This window comes from Stenotrophomonas sp. 86156_Sma, assembly GCF_056481625.1.
Window position 1 is genome coordinate 1,945,632 of the sequence record NZ_CM151157.1, and the last position, 21,724, is coordinate 1,967,355.

General features: G+C 66.2%; 20 protein-coding genes and 4 tRNA genes. 10 read left to right on the forward strand and 14 right to left on the reverse strand.

The features are described from left to right. Positions 1-175: 175 nt before the first annotated feature. Positions 176-1,294 carry an alpha/beta fold hydrolase gene (locus tag ACZK33_RS09135; RefSeq protein ID WP_049400454.1) on the forward strand — a complete coding sequence of 373 codons (1,119 nt, stop codon included), beginning with the start codon at positions 176-178 and terminating at the stop codon, positions 1,292-1,294. 82 nt (positions 1,295-1,376) lie between these two features. On the opposite strand, the gene ACZK33_RS09140 is transcribed toward ACZK33_RS09135, so the two are convergent. Then, positions 1,377-2,516, reverse strand: a complete 1,140-nt coding sequence (locus ACZK33_RS09140; RefSeq protein WP_423175353.1) for an MFS transporter — start codon at positions 2,514-2,516, stop codon at positions 1,377-1,379. A 184-nt stretch (positions 2,517-2,700) separates the two neighbouring features. On the opposite strand from ACZK33_RS09140, the gene ACZK33_RS09145 reads away from it, so the two are divergent. Together ACZK33_RS09145 and ACZK33_RS09150 are read left to right on the forward strand one after the other, a co-directional pair. Beyond that, entirely contained in the window at positions 2,701-3,396 is a 696-nt protein-coding gene (locus tag ACZK33_RS09145) for an alpha/beta hydrolase (protein ID WP_423175351.1), read from the forward strand. Positions 3,397-3,543: 147 nt separating this feature from the next. Further along, positions 3,544-5,748 (forward strand): TonB-dependent siderophore receptor, encoded by a 2,205-nt coding sequence (locus tag ACZK33_RS09150; protein ID WP_423175352.1) that lies wholly within the window; start codon positions 3,544-3,546, stop codon positions 5,746-5,748. Between the two features lie 115 nt (positions 5,749-5,863). Here the strand turns inward: ACZK33_RS09150 and ACZK33_RS09155 are convergent, their stop codons facing one another. Beyond that, positions 5,864-6,565 carry a pirin family protein gene (locus ACZK33_RS09155; protein ID WP_012510689.1) on the reverse strand — a complete coding sequence of 234 codons (702 nt, stop codon included), beginning with the start codon at positions 6,563-6,565 and terminating at the stop codon, positions 5,864-5,866. Between the two features lie 140 nt (positions 6,566-6,705). Here ACZK33_RS09155 and ACZK33_RS09160 point away from each other — a divergent pair, with 140 nt between their 5' ends. Both ACZK33_RS09160 and ACZK33_RS09165 read left to right on the forward strand, forming a co-directional pair. Beyond that, entirely contained in the window at positions 6,706-7,626 is a 921-nt protein-coding gene (locus ACZK33_RS09160; protein ID WP_049400457.1) for a LysR family transcriptional regulator, read from the forward strand. 669 nt (positions 7,627-8,295) lie between these two features. Next, positions 8,296-9,210: an IS110 family RNA-guided transposase gene (locus tag ACZK33_RS09165; protein WP_423175793.1), complete on the forward strand. Its 915-nt coding sequence runs from the start codon at positions 8,296-8,298 to the stop codon at positions 9,208-9,210. A 289-nt stretch (positions 9,211-9,499) separates the two neighbouring features. Here ACZK33_RS09165 and ACZK33_RS09170 read toward each other — a convergent pair. The 10 genes from ACZK33_RS09170 to ACZK33_RS09215 all read right to left on the reverse strand — a co-directional run bounded on the left by ACZK33_RS09170 (position 9,500) and on the right by ACZK33_RS09215 (position 15,407). Beyond that, positions 9,500-9,576: transfer RNA gene (locus ACZK33_RS09170), tRNA-Arg, on the reverse strand. 32 nt (positions 9,577-9,608) lie between these two features. Next, positions 9,609-9,685: transfer RNA gene (locus ACZK33_RS09175), tRNA-Arg, on the reverse strand. Between the two features lie 69 nt (positions 9,686-9,754). After that, positions 9,755-9,831: transfer RNA gene (locus ACZK33_RS09180), tRNA-Arg, on the reverse strand. Continuing rightward, positions 9,822-10,748: an alpha/beta hydrolase family protein gene (locus ACZK33_RS09185; protein WP_423175795.1), complete on the reverse strand. Its 927-nt coding sequence runs from the start codon at positions 10,746-10,748 to the stop codon at positions 9,822-9,824. Before ACZK33_RS09185 ends, ACZK33_RS09180 begins: the two co-directional genes overlap by 10 nt. Next, on the reverse strand, positions 10,745-11,554 hold the full coding sequence (thiD, locus tag ACZK33_RS09190; protein WP_423175796.1) for a bifunctional hydroxymethylpyrimidine kinase/phosphomethylpyrimidine kinase: 810 nt from the start codon (positions 11,552-11,554) through the stop codon (positions 10,745-10,747). The genes ACZK33_RS09185 and thiD overlap by 4 nt, the downstream gene beginning before the upstream one ends. 64 nt (positions 11,555-11,618) lie before the next feature. Next, positions 11,619-12,287, reverse strand: a complete 669-nt coding sequence (locus ACZK33_RS09195; RefSeq protein ID WP_032128844.1) for a YoaK family protein — start codon at positions 12,285-12,287, stop codon at positions 11,619-11,621. A 12-nt stretch (positions 12,288-12,299) separates the two neighbouring features. Further along, on the reverse strand, positions 12,300-12,806 hold the full coding sequence (locus tag ACZK33_RS09200; protein ID WP_032128845.1) for a hypothetical protein: 507 nt from the start codon (positions 12,804-12,806) through the stop codon (positions 12,300-12,302). Beyond that, positions 12,803-14,203: a PhoH family protein gene (locus ACZK33_RS09205; protein WP_010484287.1), complete on the reverse strand. Its 1,401-nt coding sequence runs from the start codon at positions 14,201-14,203 to the stop codon at positions 12,803-12,805. The genes ACZK33_RS09200 and ACZK33_RS09205 overlap by 4 nt, the downstream gene beginning before the upstream one ends. An 84-nt stretch (positions 14,204-14,287) precedes the next feature. Continuing rightward, the gene (locus ACZK33_RS09210) at positions 14,288-14,767 is read right to left on the reverse strand and encodes a peroxiredoxin (protein WP_049445310.1); all 480 of its coding nucleotides are present in this window, start codon (positions 14,765-14,767) and stop codon (positions 14,288-14,290) included. A gap of 79 nt (positions 14,768-14,846) precedes the next feature. After that, the gene (locus ACZK33_RS09215) at positions 14,847-15,407 is read right to left on the reverse strand and encodes a glycine cleavage system transcriptional repressor (RefSeq protein WP_005409051.1); all 561 of its coding nucleotides are present in this window, start codon (positions 15,405-15,407) and stop codon (positions 14,847-14,849) included. Between the two features lie 164 nt (positions 15,408-15,571). On the opposite strand from ACZK33_RS09215, the gene dapA reads away from it, so the two are divergent. Both dapA and ACZK33_RS09225 read left to right on the forward strand, forming a co-directional pair. Beyond that, on the forward strand, positions 15,572-16,465 hold the full coding sequence (gene dapA / locus ACZK33_RS09220) for a 4-hydroxy-tetrahydrodipicolinate synthase (protein WP_049463695.1): 894 nt from the start codon (positions 15,572-15,574) through the stop codon (positions 16,463-16,465). Positions 16,466-16,497: 32 nt separating this feature from the next. Next, positions 16,498-17,013 (forward strand): hypothetical protein, encoded by a 516-nt coding sequence (locus ACZK33_RS09225; RefSeq protein ID WP_006432432.1) that lies wholly within the window; start codon positions 16,498-16,500, stop codon positions 17,011-17,013. A 220-nt stretch (positions 17,014-17,233) separates the two neighbouring features. On the opposite strand, the gene fdxA is transcribed toward ACZK33_RS09225, so the two are convergent. After that, on the reverse strand, positions 17,234-17,557 hold the full coding sequence (gene fdxA, locus ACZK33_RS09230) for a ferredoxin FdxA (RefSeq protein ID WP_004153066.1): 324 nt from the start codon (positions 17,555-17,557) through the stop codon (positions 17,234-17,236). Positions 17,558-17,749: 192 nt separating this feature from the next. On the opposite strand from fdxA, the gene ACZK33_RS09235 reads away from it, so the two are divergent. Continuing rightward, the gene (locus tag ACZK33_RS09235) at positions 17,750-19,174 is read left to right on the forward strand and encodes a sugar porter family MFS transporter (protein ID WP_423175800.1); all 1,425 of its coding nucleotides are present in this window, start codon (positions 17,750-17,752) and stop codon (positions 19,172-19,174) included. 528 nt (positions 19,175-19,702) lie between these two features. Here ACZK33_RS09235 and ACZK33_RS09240 read toward each other — a convergent pair. After that, positions 19,703-19,777: transfer RNA gene (locus tag ACZK33_RS09240), tRNA-Glu, on the reverse strand. Positions 19,778-19,829: 52 nt separating this feature from the next. Here ACZK33_RS09240 and pcnB point away from each other — a divergent pair. After that, a complete protein-coding gene (gene pcnB / locus ACZK33_RS09245; RefSeq protein WP_478455077.1) occupies positions 19,830-21,209 on the forward strand; it encodes a polynucleotide adenylyltransferase PcnB in 1,380 nt (459 codons plus the stop codon). 3 nt (positions 21,210-21,212) lie between these two features. Then, positions 21,213-21,698 (forward strand): 2-amino-4-hydroxy-6-hydroxymethyldihydropteridine diphosphokinase, encoded by a 486-nt coding sequence (gene folK, locus ACZK33_RS09250; RefSeq protein ID WP_032128850.1) that lies wholly within the window; start codon positions 21,213-21,215, stop codon positions 21,696-21,698. Positions 21,699-21,724: the final 26 nt, after the last annotated feature.

Genomic DNA, 21,724 nt, shown 5'->3' on the forward strand with positions numbered 1-21,724 from the left:
TGGGCAATCGCGCACGCGCGTTCATTGATCCGGATCAATGACTGAACGGATACAGCTTGTACACCAAGCTGAATCGTTCCTGCGTTGTCATCAAGCCGTCATCCGCGCGCGATAGATGACCGGTCTATCGGGGCGTTAACGTCCCAGCCTGTCTGATTCACCCCTATGACGTGATATGAAGCGCCTGCTGCTGTTGTTGCTGGCGTGCGCCGGCCTGTGGCTGGCTGCATGCTCCTCCTCGATCAATGCCTCGTCCACCTCGCTCGCCGACAGGCTGATCGCGCCAGGTGGCGTATCGACCCTGCTCGATCGCCCGCGTATTGCCGCGGCCATCGCCGAACTGCCCAACCGCCATGGCTTCGCGCCGGGCCGCGATGGCGTGCCGATCTTCTGGCGTGTGTTCGATCCCGGCGACTACGGCGCGCGTTATCACTACCTGCCGCAGCGCCACGAGAACGGCCTGCCGCTGGATACCGGCCTGAGCCTGGCAGTACCGCAACCGTTCCGCGCGCAGGCCCCGCGCGGCACCGTGGTGCTGCTGCACGGTTGGATGATGAACGGCGATTCGATGCTGCCGTGGTCGCTGCAGCTGGCCGAATCCGGCTATCGCGTGATCACGCTGGACCTGCGCAACCATGGACAGTCCGGTGCAGGCCCGTCCGGATACGGCACCTATGAATCCGACGATGTGGTCGATGTAATCGGTGAGCTGCGCGCGCGTGGTGAAGTAACCGGCCCGCTGTACCTGTTCGGCGTGTCCTATGGCGCCGCCACAGCGGTATTCACCGCCGACAAGCTCGGTGACCAGGTGGAAGGCGTGGTGGCGATGGAATCGTTCGCCAATGCCGGTGTGGCGATCCGCACGATGATTCCGCACCTGATGGGACTGCAGCCGGAAGGCCTGAAGGCGCAGGCGGTGGCGTCGTACGCGCGCTGGCGCTACGGCGGCCAGGACATCAACCAGGTGATCGCCGCCGCCAGCCGCCGCATCGACGTCGATCTGGACCGCGTGGATGTAGCGCGCGCGCTGGCCGATACCCGCGCCTGCGTACTGCTGCTGCACGGCCAGGGCGACCAGCACATTCCGGTCAGCCAGGGCCGCGAACTGGCGCAGGCCAATCCGCGCGCGCACTACATCGAGATGCGCGGCGAGGACCACATCACCCTGCCGCTGCGGCTGGACCTGCTGGCCGGAGTGGTCGATGACTGGATGGCGCGCGACGAGCACCATCCGCAGAGTGCCTGCCCGGCGCCCCAGCTGCCGGCCCAGGCCGAGTGGCTGACACGCAGCTGAGAAAAGGGGACGGAGGGGATTAAGTCGTTTCTCGCACAGCTGGGCCAGAAACGACTTAATCCCCTCCGTCCCCTTTTTTCTGTCAGGCCACCCGTCTTGCCAGCGAGCGCGCAGACGCCGCGACGCCCAGCAGCAGCGCGGCCACGCAGAGGAAGGCGAAGCCGAGGCTGGTAGCGTGTGCGAGTGCGCCGATCGCTGCCGGTCCGGCGAGGATGCCGGCGTAGCCCAGCGTGGTGACCGCGGTGATGGCGATGCTCTCCGGCATCACCCGCTGTTGGCCCGCCATCGAGAACAGCGCAGGCACGATGTTGGCGCAGCCCAGCCCGACCAGTACGTAACCGGTCAGCGCCACCGGAAACGATGGCACCAGCGTGGCCAGGGTGAAACCCGCAGCAGCGGTGATGCCGCCGAAGACCAGGGTGCGGGTCCGGCCGAGGCGCTCGACGATGCCGTCGCCGAACAGGCGCATCGCGGTCATCGCCAGGGTGAACAGTGCAAAGCCGGCACCGGCCTGGTCACGTGGCACCTGCCGCACTTCGGCGAGGAACACCGCGCTCCAGTCCAGCATCGAGCCCTCGGCGAGGAACACCACGAAGGCCAGCACGCCGATGAACAGCACCACGCCATGCGGCAGTGCCAGCAGGGGGCCTTCATGCAGGATCCGTTGCGGGCGCCAGTGCGGTGCCGACAGCACTGCCACCAGCAGCAGAGCGGCCACGGACACCAGCGCGGCCAGCCACAGTGGCGTACCCAGGATCAGCATGCCGGTCATGCAGCCGGCGCCGACGAAGCCGCCGATGCTGTAGAAGGCATGGAATCCGGACATCATCGCGCGCCCGGCGTCGCGCTCGACCGCGACCGCCTGCATGTTCATCGCACAATCCAGTGCACCGACGCCGGCGCCGAACACGAACAGGGCGGCGCCCAGCGCTACCGGAGAGGGCGCCAGCACCAGCAAGGGCAGGGCGCACAGCATCGTCGCGCAGGTGATCACCATCACCCGGCGGCATCCCAGCCGCCCGGTCAGCGCACCTGCCAGTGGCATCGCCAGCAGTGAGCCGAGCCCGAGGCACAGCAGCACCGCGCCGAGGCTGGCGTCGGACAGCCCGGCCTTGGCCTTGGCGTAGGGCACCATCGGCGCCCATGCGGCGGTGGCGAATCCAGGGATGAAGAAGGCGGCACGGGTGGCGTGCTGTTGGGCACGTGGGGATGAAGGCGTCATGCGCGGTGCGAAGCTCCAGGGGGTGTTCATGAAAACGTTTTCAGGACGGCTCGGCAAGTGCCATGCGTGACATCGGGCGACGCATACGATTGCAGTGACCCGATCGCGTCACTGGCGATTAACGTCGCCCACGGACAGTGGCTGCACGGTCGGCATTCCGCCGCCCGCTGCCGGAGACCTGTACATGAGCACGACACCCACCATCCTCCTCGTCCACGGCTTCTGGGGCGGGGCCGCACACTGGGCCAAGGTGATCCTGGAACTGCATCGCAACGGCCATGACCGGGTGCAGGCGGTGGAGCTGCCGCTTACCTCGCTGGCCGACGACGCAGGACGCACCCGGAAAATGATCCGGCAGATCGACGGGCCGGTGCTGCTGGTCGGCCACTCCTATGGCGGCGCGGTGATCAGCCAGGCCGGCAACGAGGACAACGTGAAGGGCCTGGTCTACATCGCCGCTTTCGCGCCTGATGCCGGCGAGAGCCCCGGTGGCATCACCCAGCAGCACCTGCCGGAGGCGGCGCCGAACCTTGCGCCGGACAGCGATGGCTACCTGTGGCTGCGTGCGGACAAGTTCCATGAGAGCTTCTGCCAGGATCTGAGCGAAGACGAGGGCCGGGTGATGGCGGTGACCCAGAAGGCGCCGCTGGCCAGCACTTTCGGTGATGCGGTGAGCGACCCGGCGTGGAAGCACAAGCCGAGCTGGTACCAGCTGTCCCGCCATGATCGGATGATCGCGCCGGAGAACCAGAGGGCCATGGCCACGCGCATGCAGCCCAAGCGACTGCTGGAGCTGGATGCCAGCCATGCCTCGCTGGCCTCGCAGCCGAAGGAGGTGACCGCGCTGATCCTGGAGGCCTGCGCCGCCATCGGCGGCTGAGCCTGCGGCAGCGCGCCGCACCACAGCACACCGCACGACAGCCGGGGCGCAGGGGAGTACACTCCTGCGCCTGCGGCCAACCGGCCGCGTCCCCGTCTTCCCTCCAGCCGCCGCCAGAGGATCCCACCCGATCGTGGAGGTCCCGCCGTGCTGTCTGTGCCTGATGCCCGTATTCCGTCCCAATTGCCGCGTCGCCGTGCGTTGCCGCAGGCGCTTGCCCAGGGCCTGCTGATCACCGCACTGGCCAGCAGCGGCATCGCAGCCGCGCAGTCCGCCGCCGAGCCGGACAAGGCCGCCGAGGCCCCGGCGTCGCAGACCCTGCAGACCGTGCAGGTCACCGCCAACCTGCTCGGCACCATCACCGAGGGCAGCGGCGCGTACACGCCCGGGACCATCGCCACCGCCACCCGCCTGGTGCTGACGCCACGGCAGACCCCGCAGACCATCAGCGTCATTACCCGCGCTCAGATGGACGACTTTGGCCTGAACGGCATCGATGACGTGATGCGGGTGACCCCGGGCATCAGCATCGTCACCTACGACAGCGAGCGCACCGAGTACTACGCGCGCGGCTTCGCCGTGCAGAACTTCCAGTACGACGGCATCCCGATGTCGCGTGACTCGGCCTATTCGGCGGGCAACACGCTCAGCGATACCGCGATCTATGACCGCATCGAAGTGCTCAAGGGCGCGACTGGCCTGCTGACCGGCATGGGTGATCCGGGCGCGACCATCAACCTTGTGCGCAAGAAGCCGGGCAAGGACTTCGCCGGCAGTGCGACGCTGGGTGTCGGCCGCTGGGATGACTATCGTGCCGAGATCGATGTTGGCGGCCCGTTGACCGCCGATGGACGTGTGCGCGGTCGCGCGGTGGGCGCCTGGCAGGACAAGCATTCCAATCTCGACTTCTACCAGCGCACCAGCAAGGTGGGCTACGCGGTGCTGGAAGCCGATCTGGGCGAGCGCACGCTGCTGACCGTGGGTGGCGATACGATGGACAGCGACCCGAAGGGCTCGACCTGGGGTGGCATCCCTCTTCTGGACAGTGCCGGCAACTTCAATGACATGCCGCGTTCGTTCAACAACGGCACGCGCTGGAGTGGCTGGCGCCAGTATGTGCGCACCGGCTTCGCCACGCTCGAGCACACCTTCGCCAACGACTGGGTGGCCAAGCTGCAGCTCAACCACCAGGTCAACGGCTATGACGCGGCACTGGCCGGTGCCGCCGCCGGCAATCCCGATCCGTTGACCGGCGAGGGCGTCAGCCTGTGGCTCGGCAAGTACGTTGGCAAGACCGTCAGCAATGCGGCCGACTTCTACCTGAGCGGTCATTTCGGCCTGTTCGGGCGGGAGCATGAGCTGGTGGTCGGTGGCAGCGCCTCGCGCAAGCGCTGGACCAATACCGGCTACGGCCCGCAGGCGGGGTTCCCGGATACCGTGCCGGACTACAGAACCTGGAATGGCGACATTCCCGAGCCGGAGTGGCAGCGCAGCTACAGCAACAACGAAGTGACGCGTGAGAACGGCCTGTATGTGGTCGGCCGTTTCGACGTGGCCGATCCACTGAAGGTGATCGTGGGCAGTCGCCTGGCCAGCTACCGCTCGCCGGACACGCGCGAGACCGGCGTGTTCGTGCCGTATGCCGGTGTGGTCTACGACCTCGGTGAGCACTATTCGGTGTACGCCAGCTACAGCACCATCTTCAAACCGCACAGCGAACGCGACGAGCAGGGCAAGGCACTGGATCCGCTGGAAGGCCGCAGCTACGAGATGGGCCTGAAGGCCGAGTTCCTCGATGGGCGCTTCAACGCCAGTGCGGCGCTGTTCCAGCTCGACCAGGACAATTTCGCCCAGCCCACCGGCGGCAAGACGCCGGACGGGCAGGATGCGTATCGCGCCCTGATGGGCGTGCGTACCAAGGGCTACGAGCTGGAAATGTCGGGCCAGCTGGCCGAGGGCTGGCAGGTGCAGGGTGGGTTCTCGCACAAGATCGCCCGCCAGGCCGGTGCCAAGGTGACCACACTGGAGCCGGAAAACCAGTTCAGCCTGCACACCAGCTACCGCCTGCGCGGCGACTGGAAGGGGCTGACGCTGGGCGGTGGCGCGCGCTGGCAGGATTCCACTTTCGGTGAGATCACCAACCCGGCCACGCAGGCCAAGGTGGTGCATCGCACCCAACCCTACTGGCTGCTGGATGCGATGGCGCGCTATGAATTCAACGATCGCCTGTCGGCCACGCTCAACGTCAACAACCTGCTGGACAAGCGTTACTACACGATCTTCAGCTGGTACAGCACCTATACCTGGGGTGAGCCGCGCAACGTGCGCCTGGCGATGACGTACAAGTTCTGACGCCGGTGGTGCTGTAGAGCCGAGCCCGCGCTCGGCTGGCTGTCAAACCGCAGCCGAGCATGGCTCGGCTCTACAAATACGCCCGCGATGCTTTTCGGCATCGCGGGCGTTGTCGTTACAGCGGCAGGTCGAACACCAGCACTTCGGCGTCGTTGCCGTTCTCCAGGGTCAGCTGCGCTTCGTCGCTGACCTGCAGCGCATCACCGGCTTCCAGGGTGATGCCATTGACCTGCAGCTGGCCTCGGGCCACCTGCACATAGGCGCCACGACCGTTGCCGAGGGCGTGGTGCAGCTTCTGGCCGCCATCGAGGATGGTGGCGAAGATGCGGGCATCCTGGTGGATGCGCAGCGAACCATCGGCACCGTCCGGCGAGGCGATCAGGCGCAGCTGGCCGCGCTTGGTTTCCGGTGCGAAGTGGGTCTCTTCGTACGACGGAGTAATGTTCTCCGCGTCCGGGAAGATCCAGATCTGCAGGAAGTGCACGGTCTCGTCGGCGGAGTGATTGAACTCGCTGTGGCTGACACCGCTGCCGGCACTCATGCGCTGCACGTCGCCGTAACGCAGCACCGAGCCGGTGCCCATCGAGTCCTTGTGCTCCAGCGCGCCGCCCAGCACATAGGAAACGATCTCCATGTTGCTGTGGCTGTGGGTGCCGAAGCCCTGGCCGCCGATCACCTTGTCTTCGTTGATCACCCGCAGCGGTCCGAAGCTGACGTAGCGGGGGTCGTAGTAGTTGGCGAAGGAGAAGGTATGGCGCGAGGACAGCCAGCCATGCTCGGCCAGGCCACGGGTAGCGCTCTTGCGGATCTGCAGCATGATGGAATCTCCTTGTTCGATGGTTTCGATGGGGCGGGGTGGGCCGGTAGCCGCTGTGTTTCCCCGTTGGAGAGAAGTATCCGCTTGCGCCCGGGGTTTGAAAAACGGATAGTTTTGACAGTCATCATCGAAAAATTCGAATGCTCAAGCTCAGCCTCGATGCCCTGCAGATCCTGGACGCCATCGACCGCCGCGGCTCGTTCGCCGGTGCCGGCAAGGCCCTGCACAAGGTGCCTTCGACCATCTCCTACACCGTGGCCAAGCTAGAGGAGGACCTGGGCGTACAGCTGTTCGACCGGGTCGGCCCGCGCGCCGAGCCGACCGAGGCTGGCCGCGCGCTGCTGGACGAAGGACGGCACCTGCTGCGCGCGGCCCGGGAGCTGGAACTGCGGGTGCGCCGGGTGGCGTCGGGCTGGGAGACCGAACTGACCCTGGCGGTGGACTCGGTGTTTCCGACCTGGCTGCTCGGCCCGGACATCGCCGCGTTTCGTGAGGCCGAGGCGCCGACCCGGCTGCGGTTGATCGGTGAGGCCCTGTCCGGTACCTGGGAGGCCTTGCTGGACCGCCGTGCCGACCTGCTGGTTGGTGCGCCGGGCGAGGGTCCCAGCGGCGGCGGTTACGTGGTCGAGCCGCTGGGCACGGTGGAGTTCGTGTTCGCGGTCGCCCCCGATCATCCGTTGGCCGCAGTGCCGGGCGTGCTCGGACGCGAACAGCTGGTCGAGCACTGCGCGATCGCGGTCTCCGATTCGGCGCGGCGGCTGCTGCCGCGCACGGTCGGTCTGTTGATGGGGCAGGAGATGCTGACGGTGCCGGACATGGCCAGCAAGCTGAAGCTGCAGTGCGAAGGCGTGGGCTTCGGTTTCCTGCCCGAGCCGTGCGCGCGCGCGGCGGTGGCGCGTGGCCAGCTGGTGATCCGCGAGGTGGAGGAGCACAAGCCGGAAGAGACCTTCTGGCTGGCCTGGCGCACCGGCGAGGATGGCGCCGCACTGCGCTGGTGGCGAGAGCGCCTGCGCAGGCCGGAGTTGCTGTCACAGTGGTGGCAGTCAATGGCCAGGGGGTAGGGGTACGGCAGGGCTGCGCCCTGCACCCGCTACGAGCTGGAGCAACAGCAACAGCAACAGCAACAGCAACAGCAACAGCAACAGCAACAGCAACAGCAGAAGCTGGTTTCCTGTGGGGAGGCGGGGTGGGTCCGGTTGCGGGGGCCGCTGCAAGTACGTCCATGTAAGCTCGGTCGCCGCATCCATGCGGCTCACGCCCCCGCAACCGGACCCACCCCGCCTTCGACAGAGTCCCGCGATCTGTCGGAACGGCGTACTGCTCTGGTAGGTGTCGACCTTGGTCGACACGGTAGATCCACGCCATGCGTGGATGAATTCATTCGATATCTGACAGATGTGTCGACCAAGGTCGACACCTACCAACAGCCGCGTGAACCTGTCGAAGGTGGGGCGGTGTCGGAGTGCGGGGTGTCCGCGGCATGGATGCCGCGGCCAAGCCTTATCTGATCGGAATCTGGCAGCGTAGGCGTCGAGAGCCGGCGTGGGCCGCCGTGCGAGCCTAGATCTCGACGATCCGTAACCAGGATCGCGACGATCGCCATGTAGCTTGGCGCCCACGCCGGAATCTCCCTTGATCCGCCCGAACAGTTGCTGGAGCGACCACTCGAAGCGATAAGACTGGGCAAGCGGGGGAGCTCTCGACCCTTCCAGACTATACGGAGTCAGGTGATGAACGGGATCGGGATTGATGTCAGCAAGCGTCAGCTGGATATCGGTACGACGGACGGAGAAACCCTGCAGGTCGGCAACAACCGCTCCGGGTTTTCTGAGCTGGATGTTTGGCTGAAGAAGCGTCCGACCCGCCAGATCGTGCTTGAAGCCACGGGTGGCTATGAGCAGCCGGTGCTGGATTTCCTGCACAAGGCCGGTCATCCGGTGGCCCGTGCCAATGCCTTGCGCGCCCGGAAACTGGCTCAGGGGTTGGGTCAGATTGCCAAAACCGACCGTTTGGATGCCTACGCGTTGGCGCAGATGGCCGCCCTGGTGAAGCTGCCTCCCTATCAGCCGCTGCAGTCTTGGCAGCAGAAGATGCGGGAGTTCGTTCGGGCACGTCGGCAGGCGATGGACGCCCTGACCATCGCGCGGCAGCAGCAGGAAATGGTGCTTGATCGTGAACTGCGCCGACTACTGCAGGGCAACATCACCCGCCTACAAACGTTGGTTGAGCGTCTGGGCAAGCAGATCGTCGAGCAGGTTGGTCAGCAGCCTCAACTGAAGATGCTGAAGTCGATGAAGGGCGTAGGGCCTGTGCTGCAGGCAGTTCTAGCCAGCTATCTGCCAGAGCTTGGCAGGATCAGTGGCAAGCGCATCGCCAGCCTGGTCGGGGTAGCCCCGATGTCCCACGACAGCGGCACGATGAGAGGAAAACGAAGCATCCACGGTGGAAGAGCCGAAATCCGGCAAGTGCTCTACATGGCGGCAATGTCGGCCATGCGGCATGAACCTCGGCTGCGCGATTTTTACCAGTCGCTACGAGCCCGCGGCAAGGAAGGCAAGGTGGCCATCGTGGCAGTGATGCGGAAGATGCTGGTCATCCTCAACGCCCGTGTGCGCGACGCTGAAAGCGGGGTAGTCCCCGCCTGAGGCGAGCCAGGGCGAAAGACCAAAGGCTGCCGGCCAGCGGCCGGCACTACCGTGCCCGTTTACCTGACGGGCCTGAGACTCTCCAGCAACACAGTTGCTACATGGACGTACTTGTGGCGTCCCCGCACTCCGACACCGCCCCGCCAACCCACGGAATGCCAGCTTTTGCTTTTGCTTTTGCTGTTGAGGTTGCCGGCCAGCGGCCGGCACTACCAGGGGTGCAGGGCGCAGCCCTGCCGAAAAACACACATAAAAAAACAGCAGGCCGGGGCCTGCTGTTTCGGTGTAATGGTGCGCCCGGAGAGATTCGAACTCCCGACCGCCTGGTTCGTAGCCAGGTACTCTATCCAACTGAGCTACGGGCGCCAATTACATAAACTTGTTGTGCTGACTGTGTATGGTGCGCCCGGAGAGATTCGAACTCCCGACCGCCTGGTTCGTAGCCAGGTACTCTATCCAACTGAGCTACGGGCGCGCGGTACACAATCAACTTACTGCTAAATTTTACTGCATTTCCAGCGGCGGATGCTGAAAACCTGTCGAGTGGTGCGCCCGGAGAGATTCGAACTCCCGACCGCCTGGTTCGTAGCCAGGTACTCTATCCAACTGAGCTACGGGCGCCCTGCGACAGGAGCGAAATTATGCGGATGTCGGCGCGTACCGTCAACAGTTTTGTGAAAATTTTCATCCAACTGAATGAAAAAGCTGTCAGCTACGGCCTCCGGCGCCTTCAGCCACGCGAAATGATCGGCGCGCGTGCCCAGTTCCTGCGCGGACAGCACGCGCAGCTGCGCGTCCACATTCGGCAGCTTCGCCAGCAGCGTCTGCATCGATCCGGTCGGTGCCAACCAGTCGTGCTCCATCAACACGGCCTGTGCGCTGCCATGCACGCGCGCCATCTGCGCATCGAGGTCTTCGTCCATGCCGGCCGCGGCGTAGTGGTTGTTCAGGCCAACGCGCGCCCAGTCGGCGATCAGCCCGCGCGCTTCGGTGCCACCAAAGCCGAGGCGCCGACCATGCAGCACGCCCTGGCGTTGCGCGATCCACGGCAGGAAACGATAGACCAGTGGCAGCAGCCAGCCACGCGGTGGCGGGAAGCCGCGCCAGAACGGTGAGCCGCTGGCGGCCAGCCACAGCCGGTTGAAGTGCTGCGGGTTGCGGCCGGCATGCACGCAGGCCAGCTGCCCGCCCAGACTGTGTCCACCGATGATCCAGGGCAGGGCGTCGGTGGCGTCATCGGCTGCGGCCAGGACGGCCTGGCTGGCCGGCAGATCCTGTTCGAGTACTTCGCGATAGCCCCAGTCCTGCGTGCGCGAGGGGCGCAGTGAGCTGCTGCCGTTGCCGCGCCACTCATGCAGGTAGACCGCCACGCCCTTCGCCGCCAGCGCCAATGCCAGTGGCATGTAGTGACGCGCGGCCACGCCCAGCGCTGGCAGCCACAGCAGGCGCGCGATGGGCTGTGCGGGCACGCAGGCGATCACTTCGTAGCGATGGCCATCAGTGCACTGCACGGCAACGACGGCCGGTGCGAGGCTCATGCGTGCGGTGCCGCGCCGAAGTGATCGAGCACCAGCACCTCGCTGCGGCCAGGCGCGTAGCCCTGCTGCAGGCCGCGCGCAACGTAGTCGATGCCGGCTTCGCAGGCATTGGCCAGGCTCAGGCCGTTGCACAGCTGCGCGGCGATGGCCGAGGCCAGCGTGCAGCCTGTGCCATGTGCGTCCAGCGGCAGGCGGGCGTGGATGAATTCTTCGCTGCTGACGCCGTCGAAGTAGCGATCGATCACGCGGTTGCCTTCCTGCAGGTGGCCACCCTTGAGCAGGACTGCGCCGGCTCCAAGATCGAGCAGGGCAGAGGCAGCCTGTTCGACGTCATCGCCGTTGGCGATCTTCCGGCCGATCAGGAGTTCTGCTTCCGGGGTATTGGGCGTAACCAGCGTCGCCAACGGCAGCAGGCGTTCGCGCATGGCCTTGAGCGCACTTTCCTCCAGCAGGCGCGCGCCGCTGGTGGCGACCATCACCGGGTCCAGCACCACGTGCGGCGGGCGATGCTTTTCCAGTGCGTCGGCGACCGCATGGATCACCTCGGCGTTGGCCAGCATGCCGAGTTTCACGGCATGGATATCGAAGTCATCGAAGCAGGCTTCGATCTGCGCCTGCAGGAATGCGATCGGTGGCACATGCACGGCGGTGACGCCACGGGTGTTCTGTGCAGTCAGCGCGGCGAACACGGCCAGGCCATGCACGCGGTGCGCGGCGAAGGCCTTGAGATCGGCAGGGACACCGGCGCCACCGCCGGAGTCGGAGCCGGCGATGGTGAGGGCGGAAACGGGAGTGGTCGGGCTCATCAGTTGATTGTGCCGTGGTCCCGCAGGGGAAGGTAGATCCACGCCATGCGTGGATGCCTTTGATTCAATGCCGCCAGCGCGCCCACTGCTGGTACACCACATACCCCAGCCCGGTCAGGCCGGTCAGCAGGGCGGGGGCGAGCAGGGCGTCGTATTGCCAGCGCATGAACAACCAGGCGCCGAGGATGCCGCCGCCGAGGAAGCCGCTGATGATCAGGCCGCTGAGGGTCAGCCGTCGAACCTGCAGCGGCAGTCCACGCAGCAGGTGGCCCAGGCCGATGCCGAGGTCGGTGAACATGCCGCTGAGGTGGGTGGTGCGCACCACCGCGCCACTGAAGGTGGTGGCCATCGCGTTCTGCAGGCCGCAGGCCATGGCGGCGGCCAGTGCGCCCCAGATCTGATGCTGTTCGAACAGCGGAATGGCCACCAGCAGCAGTGCCGATTCCAGCGCCAGCGCGACGCCGTAGCGGCGGCCCAGCTGCAATGCGCTGTCCTGGATCAGCAGGCCGCTGAGCATCGCGCCCAGCGAAAACGCGATCAGCAATCCCCACAGGTGGCCGACCGCGCGCCAGTCACCCTGGGCCAGCGCCATGCCCAGCTGGCTGGTGCTGCCGGTCATGTGGCTGACCGCCTGGTGCTCGAAACCGAGGAAGCCGACCACGTTGACCATGCCGGCAACGCACGAGAGCGCGACCGCGCCGATCCAGACCCAGGTGGGCAGGCGTATTCCCATCGGCGGGGCCCCTCAGGGCCCGCCGAAGCCGCCGTTGAACTGCAGCTCGCTGAAGGTGTTGCTGGCCGGGTCGAATACCGCGCCCCAGAACTGCGTGCCGCCGTCACAGACGCGGATCGCTTCCCGTGCCGGGTTGATGCCGCTGTCGTCGGGCAGATGGAAGGCGTTGATGTAGATCAGACGCTTGCCGGCGCTTTCGATGCCGACGTACTGGCGGTCGAAGTCCAGCACCTTCGGTACCTGTGATTCCAGCGACGACAGCTGCGCTTCCAGCTGGTCGATCTGCTGCCGGCTGGGCGCCCAGTAACCACTGACCCGCCCGGCCTCGCGGCCGGGACTGGGGCGCGAGCAGGTATCGAGCACCTGCGCGGCGATGATCGGGCGGGTGACCACCCAGGATTGGCCGGTACGCTCGGCGGTCGGCACGCTGGCCGGGCCGCGCGTGGTGGTGCAGGCACCCAGGACGGCTGCGAGGGCGATCGCAGCCGTGGGCAGCAGCAGGCGGGTGCAGCGGTTCACAACACCTCCGAAGCGTAATCGGCCAGGCGCGAGCGTTCGCCTCGGCGCAGGGTGATGTGCGCACTATGCGGCCAGTTTTTGAAGCGATCCACCGCGTAGGTCAGGCCCGAGGTGGTCTCGGTCAGGTACGGTGTGTCGATCTGCTCGACGTTGCCCAGGCAGACGATCTTGGTGCCGGGGCCGGCACGGGTGATCAGCGTCTTCATCTGCTTGGGGGTGAGGTTCTGCGCCTCGTCCAGGATCAGGTAGCGCGACAGGAAGGTGCGGCCGCGCATGAAGTTCATCGAGCGGATCTTGATGCGGCTGGCGAGCAGGTCGTTGGTCGCCTGGCGCCCCCAGGTGCCGCCTTCCTGGTTGTGCGTGAGCACTTCCAGGTTGTCGGTCAGTGCGCCCATCCACGGCGTCATCTTCTCTTCCTCGGTGCCGGGCAGGAAGCCGATGTCCTCGCCGACGCTGACCGTGGCGCGGGTCATGATGATCTCGCGGTAGCGCTGCTGGTCCATCGTCTGCGCCAGGCCGGCGGCCAGCGCCAGCAGGGTCTTGCCGGTGCCGGCGGTACCCAGCAGCGTGACGAAGTCGATCTCCGGATCCATCAGTGCGTTGAGCGCGAAGTTCTGTTCTCGGTTGCGTGCGCTGATGCCCCACACGGCGTGGCTGCCGTGGCGGAAATCATCGACCAGTGACAGCACCACCTTGCCGTCGCCGACCACGCGGCTGACGCGCAGCTCGACTTCATCTTCGCCAGGCAGGTAGACGTACTGGTTCGGGTACCACTCCTCGCCATCCTGCGCCAGGATTTCGTAATGCGTGCGGCCCTTGTCGCTCCAGCTGCGCAGGTCATCCCCGTGGCGCTTCCAGAAGTCTTCCGGCAGCTCGGTGGCGCCGGTGTAGAGCAGGCTGAAATCGTCCAGCGCGCGGTCGTTCTCGTAGTCCTCGGACACGATGCCGGCGATCGCGGCCTTGATCCGCAGGTTGATGTCCTTGGAGACGAACACCACCGGCAGGTCCGGGGTTTCTTCCTTCAGTGCCAGGATCGCGCCGAGGATGGCGTTGTCCGGGATGACCTTGCCGAAGCTCTTGCCGGCGTCGAAATGGCTGGTCTGGAAGCGCAGCTTGCCGGCGCTCTGCTTGCCGCGCAGCTGCAGGCCATTGGGTCGCTGCAGCGGAATGCCGTCGGCCAGGTTGTCCAGGCCGGATTCCTGCACCAGCTCGTTGAGGAAGCGGCTCACCTGGCGGGCGTTGCGGCTCGCTTCGGAGGTGCCCTTCTTGCCGTTGTCCAGCTCCTCGATCACCTGCATGGGCAGGTAGACGTCGTGCTCCTCGAATTTGAACAGCGCGGTGGGATCGTGCATCAGCACGTTGGTATCCAGCACGTAGATGCGCTTGCCTCGGGTCATCGTCGATTCCTGGTTACGGACAGGGAAAAACCACCACGGCCTGCTGCGGGGCAGGGTGATGGCAGACACAGTAGGCAGTGGGACTCACTTGGACTGGGAGGCCTTCAGTTCGGCGAGAACGGCATCGGCATGGCCGGCAACCTTGACCTTGCGCCAGGACTGCACGATGCGGCTGTCGGGGGAAATCAGGAAGGTGCTGCGTTCGATGCCACGTACCTGCTTGCCGTACATGTTCTTCATCTTGATCACGTCGAAGGCGCTGCACAGCGCTTCGTCGCCATCGCTGACCAGCGGGAAGTTGAAGCCCTGCTTGGCACAGAAGTTGTCGTGCGACTTCACCGAGTCGCGCGAGACACCGAGTACCACCGCGCCTGCCTTCTTGAATTTCGGCAGCAGTGCGTTGAAGTCGATGCCTTCGGTGGTGCAGCCGGGGGTGCTGTCCTTGGGATAGAAGTACAGCACCAGCCAGTGGCCGGCGTAGTCGCCGAGAGTGGCCTGTTCGCCACCGGACAGCGCCAGCGGCAGGGAGAGGGTGGTGCTGTCCAGGGTATCGCCGTTGTTCATGAGGTCCTTCTGTCGAGCCTGGGTTCTTTCTACGACAATTGCATGAAACGCCACGCGCCCGTGAGAGGCGCGCGAAGAATCAGAATTTCATCGGGTCCATGATCGCGTCCAGGTTCAGGTGGTCGCAGAATTCAAGGAAATCGTCGCGCAGCGCGGCGATGTGCATGTTGGCCGGCACGCCAATGGTGACCTGCGCGCTGAACATCTCCGCACCGGTCTGCATGGCGCGGTAGCGCGTGCTCTGCAGGTTCTCGATGGTGATGCCCTGGCGGTCGAAGAAATCGGCCAGCTGGAACAGGATGCCCGGCTTGTCGGCGGCGATCACTTCGACGATGTACGGCAGCAGGTTGGACTGCGCCTGCTTGGCGGCGGTGCGGTACCAGACCAGTTTCAGGCCCTCTTCGCGCTCCAGCCGGGTCAGCATCGCTTCCAGCTTGGCCACCGAGTCCCAGGAGCCGGTGGCCAGGGCGGTGACCGAGACATCGCGGCCGACCGTGGCCAGGCGTGCGTCCACCAGATTGCAGCCGCTGTCGGCAATGCGGCGGGTGACGGACAGCAGGGGAGACTCCGGATGCGTCGTGTAGGCGTTGATCAGGAGGTGGTTTTCGCTCGGCGCGGGGCGCGGGGTGGTGTCGGTCAAGGCGATTCCGGGTAATGCATGCGTTAGTCTGAATGCCCGCCAGAGGCGGGGATCCACCGGTGTCCAGCATACTTGCCCGTGCTTTCGCGCCGCAAGTAACATTCAGGTCGCCCCCGGCCTTTCGTGGCGGGCGTTTTCCCTTTCCAGCCAAGAGCAGCACGTCCTTGTCCCTTTCCGGCCTCATCACCGCGCTGGCGACCCCGTTCCGGGCCGACGGCGCCCTCGATCCCGACGGTTGGCAGCGCCTGCTGCACCTGCAACTGGAAGGTGGCGTACATGGCGTTGTCGTAGCCGGCTCGACCGGTGAAGCAGCGACCCTCACCGATGCCGAGTACGACCTGCTGCTGGCCAGCGCGGTCGAGCGCATCGGCGGCCGCATCCCGGTCATGGCCGGTACCGGCCTGTCGGGCACCGCCAAGACCATCGAACAGACCCGCCGTGCCGCCGCGCTTGGCGCCAGCCACGCGCTGGTGGTCACCCCGCCGTACGTGCGGCCGACCCAGGCTGGCCTGATCGCCCACTACCGCGCGGTTGCCGACCAGGGCGGGCTACCGGTCGTGTTGTACAACGTGCCCGGCCGTACCGGGTGCGACATGCAGCCGGAGACCGTGGCCGAACTGGCCAGCCATCCCAACATCGTCGGCATCAAGGAGGCGGTGGGTGACACCGGCCGGGTGCAGGCACTGCTCGCCCTGCGCAGCCCGCAGTTTGCTGTGCTCAGTGGCGACGACGGTACGGCGGCGCGCTCGATCCAGGCGGGTATCGATGGCCTGATCTCGGTCGGCTCCAACGTGCTGCCCGGCGCCTACCGCCGGATGTGCGAGCTGGCTGCCGCCCACGACCACGAAGCCACCGGGTCCTGGGATGCGCGCCTGCAGCCGTTCCATGATTTCTGCGGCGTTGAGCCGAACCCGATTCCGGTCAAGGCGCTGCTGCGCCGTATCGGCATCGGTCACGACCTGCGCCTGCCGCTGCTGCCGCTGTCGGCGGCGCACCATCCGGCGGCCGATCATCTTGCCGGCGACATCGCCGCCCTCGAAGCCCTTTCCAGCCACTGACCTTCCGTCTTGGTCTGACCCAGGAGATTCACATGCGTCAATCCGTATCCACCGTCCGCGTGCTGTCCTACGCCCTGCTTGCGGTGGCCGTTGCCGCCGGCACCACCGGCTGCTTCAAGCGTGGCGTCAAGGGCGACTACGCCCTGGCCCCGGAAATGCGTCCGCTGGAAGTGCCGCCGGACCTGAACCTGCCCAACGCCACCAGTGACAACAAGGTGCCGACCCTTGCCTCGGCGACCAAGCCGGCGGCCCCGGTGGCTGCGGCCCCGGCCGTGGGCAACACCGGTTTCACCATCGCCGGCGGCAAGGACGAGGCTTTCGCCAAGGTCGGCACCGCGCTGGAAGGCGTGGAAGGCGTGACCATCGCCAGCCGCGCGCAGCTGCTGGGCTCGTATGACGTGGCCTACGAAGGCAGCAACTTCCTGGTCCGCGTGGTCGCCGTCGATGCCGGCGCCTACATCTCCGCGGTCGACCCGCGTGGCCTGCCGGCCACTGCAGAAGCGCCGGTGAAGCTGATCGCCGCGCTCAAGGCAAAGCTGGCCCAGTAAGGGCCGGTCGGGTGGGTGCGGGCCCAGGTCCGCACGTGCCCGGGTAGAGGCCGACCTTGGTCGGCGCTTCTGTGCCAACCAAGGTTGGCACCTACCGGATCCTGCGGTTGGCAGCTACCGGATCTTGCGGTTGGCACCTATCGGATCGCGCGGATGCTATCTGCCGAGCAACGAAAAAGGGCGCCATAGGCGCCCTTTTCGTTGCGGCAAGAGGCGCTTCTCAGCGCTCCAGCAGCTTCAGCTTGTCCGGCTTGCCGTCCCATTCGCCGGCGTCGGCGGGCGGGTCCTTGCGCACGGTCAGTACCGGCCACTCCTTCGCCAGCTCGGCGTTGAGGGCGACGAAGCTCTCCTGGCCGGCAGGAACATCGTCCTCCGGGAAGATCGCGTTGACCGGGCATTCCGGTTCGCAGAGGGTGCAGTCGATGCACTCATCCGGGTCGATCACCAGGAAGTTCGGGCCTTCGTGGAAGCAATCCACGGGGCATACTTCCACGCAATCGGTGTGTTTGCACTTGATGCAGTTTTCGGTGACGACAAAGGGCATGGGCTGGGGGTGGATCGATTCCTGAACCCGCCAATTCTAGAACAGGTTGGCCCCCGGTGTCGGCGCGGGGCGGAAATCGGGCGTCTGGCAGGCGCGGCCGTGGTGGTCGTTGGCGGCAGGGTGAGGCCTGTGCGACGCTGCGGGTCAGCCGGCTGCGTTGGATGGCCGGACCCCTTCCCAGCAGGATCGTTCATGTCCCCAGCTCAGCCCAACATCGCCTCCCATGGTGGTGAGAACACTGCATTCATCGTCCTGATCAGCTGCGTGGCCACGCTGGGTGGATTCCTGTTCGGCTTCGACAGTGGTGTCATCAATGGCACGGTCGATGGCCTGCGCCAGGCCTTCAACTCCAGCGAGGCGGCGCTCGGTTTCGAAGTCGCCTCGATGCTGCTGGGCTGCGCGATCGGTGCCTTCCTGGCCGGCTGGCTGGGGGATCGCCTGGGCCGTCGTGGCGTGCTGATCGCCTCGGCACTGATGTTCCTGGTCTCGGCGCTGGGCGCCGGTGCCGCTCACGCCTCCTGGCTGTTCATCGCCGCACGGGTGCTCGGCGGCTTCGCGGTGGGCGCGGCCAGCGTGATGTCGCCGGCCTACATTGCCGAGGTGGCCTCGGCGCGCTATCGCGGGCGTTTGGCCACGGTGCAGCAGATGGCGATCATCTGCGGCCTGTTCGCCGCCTTCCTCAGCAATTACCTGCTGGCCCGAGCTGCTGGGGCGTCAACCGAGCCGCTATGGCTGGGCCATGAGGCCTGGCGCTGGATGTTCTGGATGCAGGTGCTGCCGTCCGGGCTGTTCCTGCTGTTGTTGCTGGTGATTCCGGAAAGCCCGCGCTTCCTGGTCCTGAAGGGGCGTCAGCAGCAGGCGAGGGCGGTACTGTCGCGGCTGTACGGCGAGGCGGCCGCGGCGACCAAGCAGGCCGAGATCGAAGCCAGCCTGGCCCAGGATCAGCACAAGCCGCGCTTCAGCGACCTGCGCGATACGGTCACCGGCAAGCTGCGCCCGATCCTCTGGGTAGGCATTGGCCTGGCCATGTTCCAGCAGCTGGTCGGCATCAACGTGGTGTTCTATTACGGCGCGGTGCTGTGGCAGGCGGTGGGCTTCTCGGAAAGCGACGCGCTGCTGATCAACGTGCTGTCCGGCGCGCTGAGCATCGGCGCCTGCCTGCTGACGGTGCTGTTGATCGACCGCATCGGGCGCAAGCCGCTGCTGTGGATCGGCTCGGTTGGCATGTCGGTGGCGCTGGTGCTGATGGTGGTGGCATTTGCCAGCGGCAGCCTGGTCGATGGTCGCCTGCAGCTGTCCGACGGCATGGGCCGGCTGGCGCTGGTTGCGGCCAACGTCTATGTGGTGTTCTTCAACATGTCCTGGGGCCCGGTGATGTGGGTGATGCTGGGCGAGATGTTCCCGAACCAGATCCGCGGCCCGGCGTTGGCCGTTGCCGGTGCGGCGCAGTGGACGTCGAATTTCGCGATCACCGTGACCTTCCCGATGCTGCTGGCCGGCATCGGCCTGGCCGGCGCCTATGGCATCTACGCGGTCGCCGCGATCCTCTCGATCGTTTTCGTGGTCCGCTACGTACGCGAGACCAGGGGCAAGGAGCTGGAGCAGATGGAAGGCTGACGCTACCCGGCTTCGGTTGCATCCTGTTGGCGCCTGGTTGTCCCGAGTTTGAGGGGGCAGGCCGCCCTCTCCAGGACACGCAAAAGCCCATCCATGGTGCTCGATGGCGCCATCCATGGCGCCAACGGTCCTGGAGAGGGCGGCCTGCCCCCTCCTGACAGTTTCATGGTGCGTGCGGACGCGGTGAAGCGCTGGTCGGTTGTTGCCGGGGGGCGCGGGAAACCGTCCAGAGCCGGTGGGGTCACCCAGGGCCGGACCGTTGGCGCCATGGGTTGGGCGCATGCACCCGACGGGTTGGGCAGGAGCCCAACCCCGGTCTTGCCGTGTGCGCAGGACAGCGCACGCGAGCAAGGCGCCATCGAGCCCCCATGGATGGGTTCACGGCGTGTCCTGCCCTGGGTGACCCCACCGGCTCAAGCCGATTGCAGGGAGACGCCAATGCGACCAAGTCGACCGACGCCATCACAACCCCGGAAAACAGAAAAGCCCGCACAAAAGGCGGGCTTTTTCGGTTCCTGCTGTGGCGACTGGCGCTCCCTAGGGGACTCGAACCCCTGTTTTAGCCTTGAGAGGGCCACGTCCTAACCACTAGACGAAGGGAGCGTAACTGTGTCGCTGCCGAGGCAGGAGCGCTAGTATATGCACCTCGATGCCATTGGGCAATCCCGAAACTTCAACCGGAAGCGCCAACATCATTTCCTCTGCTACATCACCGTTCAGCCTGCGCGTCATCCCGCGCGACCAGCACACGATCTCCCGCAAGGACATCAGCCCGAACGCCCTGCGCGTGCTTTATCGCCTGCGCGATGCCGGCTTCGGCGCCTACCTTGTCGGCGGCGCGGTGCGCGATCTGCTGGTCAATGGCCAACCCAAGGATTTCGACGTGGCCACCGACGCCACGCCCGAACAGGTCAAGCAGCTGTTCCGCAACTGCCGCCTGATCGGTCGCCGGTTCCGCCTCGCCCACGTCGTGTTCGGCCGCGAGATCATCGAAGTCGCCACCTTCCGTGCCAACAGCGATGACGGCAGCGGCGACCGCGAGATGGAGAACGGCATGCTCGTGCGCGACAACGTGTACGGCACCATCGAAGACGACGCCATCCGCCGCGACTTCACCTGCAACGCCCTGTACTACGCCATCGAGGACTTCTCGGTGCGCGATTACACCGGCGGCTTCGAAGACGTCCAGGCGCGCCTGATGAAGCTGATCGGCGACCCCGAGCAGCGTTATCGCGAAGATCCGGTGCGCATGCTGCGTGCGGTGCGCCTGGCGGCCAAACTCGGCTTCCAGATCGAAGAGGGCACCGCCGCGCCGATCCCGCACCTGGCCGGCCTGCTCAACGAAGCCGCACCGGCGCGCCTGTTCGAGGAAGTGCTCAAGCTGTTCCTGTCCGGGCACGGCGTGGCCAGCTTCGAAGGCCTTGAGCGCTACGGCCTGCTGGACGTGCTGTTCCCTGAAAGCGCCAAGGCGCTGAAGTCCAACCGCACCGGCGCGCTGCGCCGCATGCTGGTGGAGGGCCTGGCCAACACCGATGCCCGCGTGGCCAACGATGAACCAGTCTCGCCCGCGTTCCTGTTTGCGCTGCTGCTGTGGCCGGCGTTCTGCCGCGCCCAGGCAACCCTGCTCAAGCAGGGCGTGGCACCGGAAGAGGCGCAGCGCCGTGCGGCCGATCGCGTCACGGTGCAGCAGCTGAGCACCATCGCGCTGCCGCGCCGCTTCTCGCTGCCGATGCAGGAAATCTGGCTGCTGCAGTCGCGCTTCAGCTCGCGCCAGCGCAAGCGCGTGTTCCGTACCCTGACCCATCCGCGCTTCCGCGCTGCGTTCGACTTCCTCAGCCTGCGCCAGGTGGCCTCGGCCGAGCACGCCGCCGATGTCGAGTTCTGGCGTGAGGCGCAGGCGCAGTCCGGTCGCGAGCTGGAATCGTCGCTGGACGTGATGCACAGCGAAGAGGGGGATGACGAGAGCGGGGGACCGCGCAAGCGCCGCCGTCGCCGCCGTCGTCCGGGTGCCCCGGCCGGTGCGGCTGGCGAGTAAACGATGACCCTTGCCTGGATCGGCCTCGGCGCCAACCTTGGCGACGCGGCCGTCACCGTCGGCGCGGCGATTGCCGCGCTCGACGGCCTGCCCGATACCCGCCTGCGCCAGGCCTCACGCCTCTACGCCACGCCGGCCTGGGGCAATGAAGACCAGCCGCCGTTCGTCAATGCGGTGGCTGCGGTCGAGACCACGCTGCCCGCCGATACGCTGCTGCAGGCGATGCTGGCGCTGGAGCAGCGTTTTGGTCGCGTACGCGATCCGGCGGTGCACTGGGGCCCGCGCGCGCTGGACCTGGACCTGCTGCTGTATGGCGCGCAGGTGCTCGACCAGCCTGGTCTGCAGGTGCCGCATCCTTACCTGCACGAGCGTGCCTTCGTGTTGGTGCCGCTGGCCGAAATCGCGCCGGATCTGGCCATTCCCGGCCATGGCCGCGTGCGGGATGCAGTGATGCGGGTGGATGCCTGCGGGATTGCGCCGATAGGGTGATAATGCCCGGGTTATCTCCCCCGGTT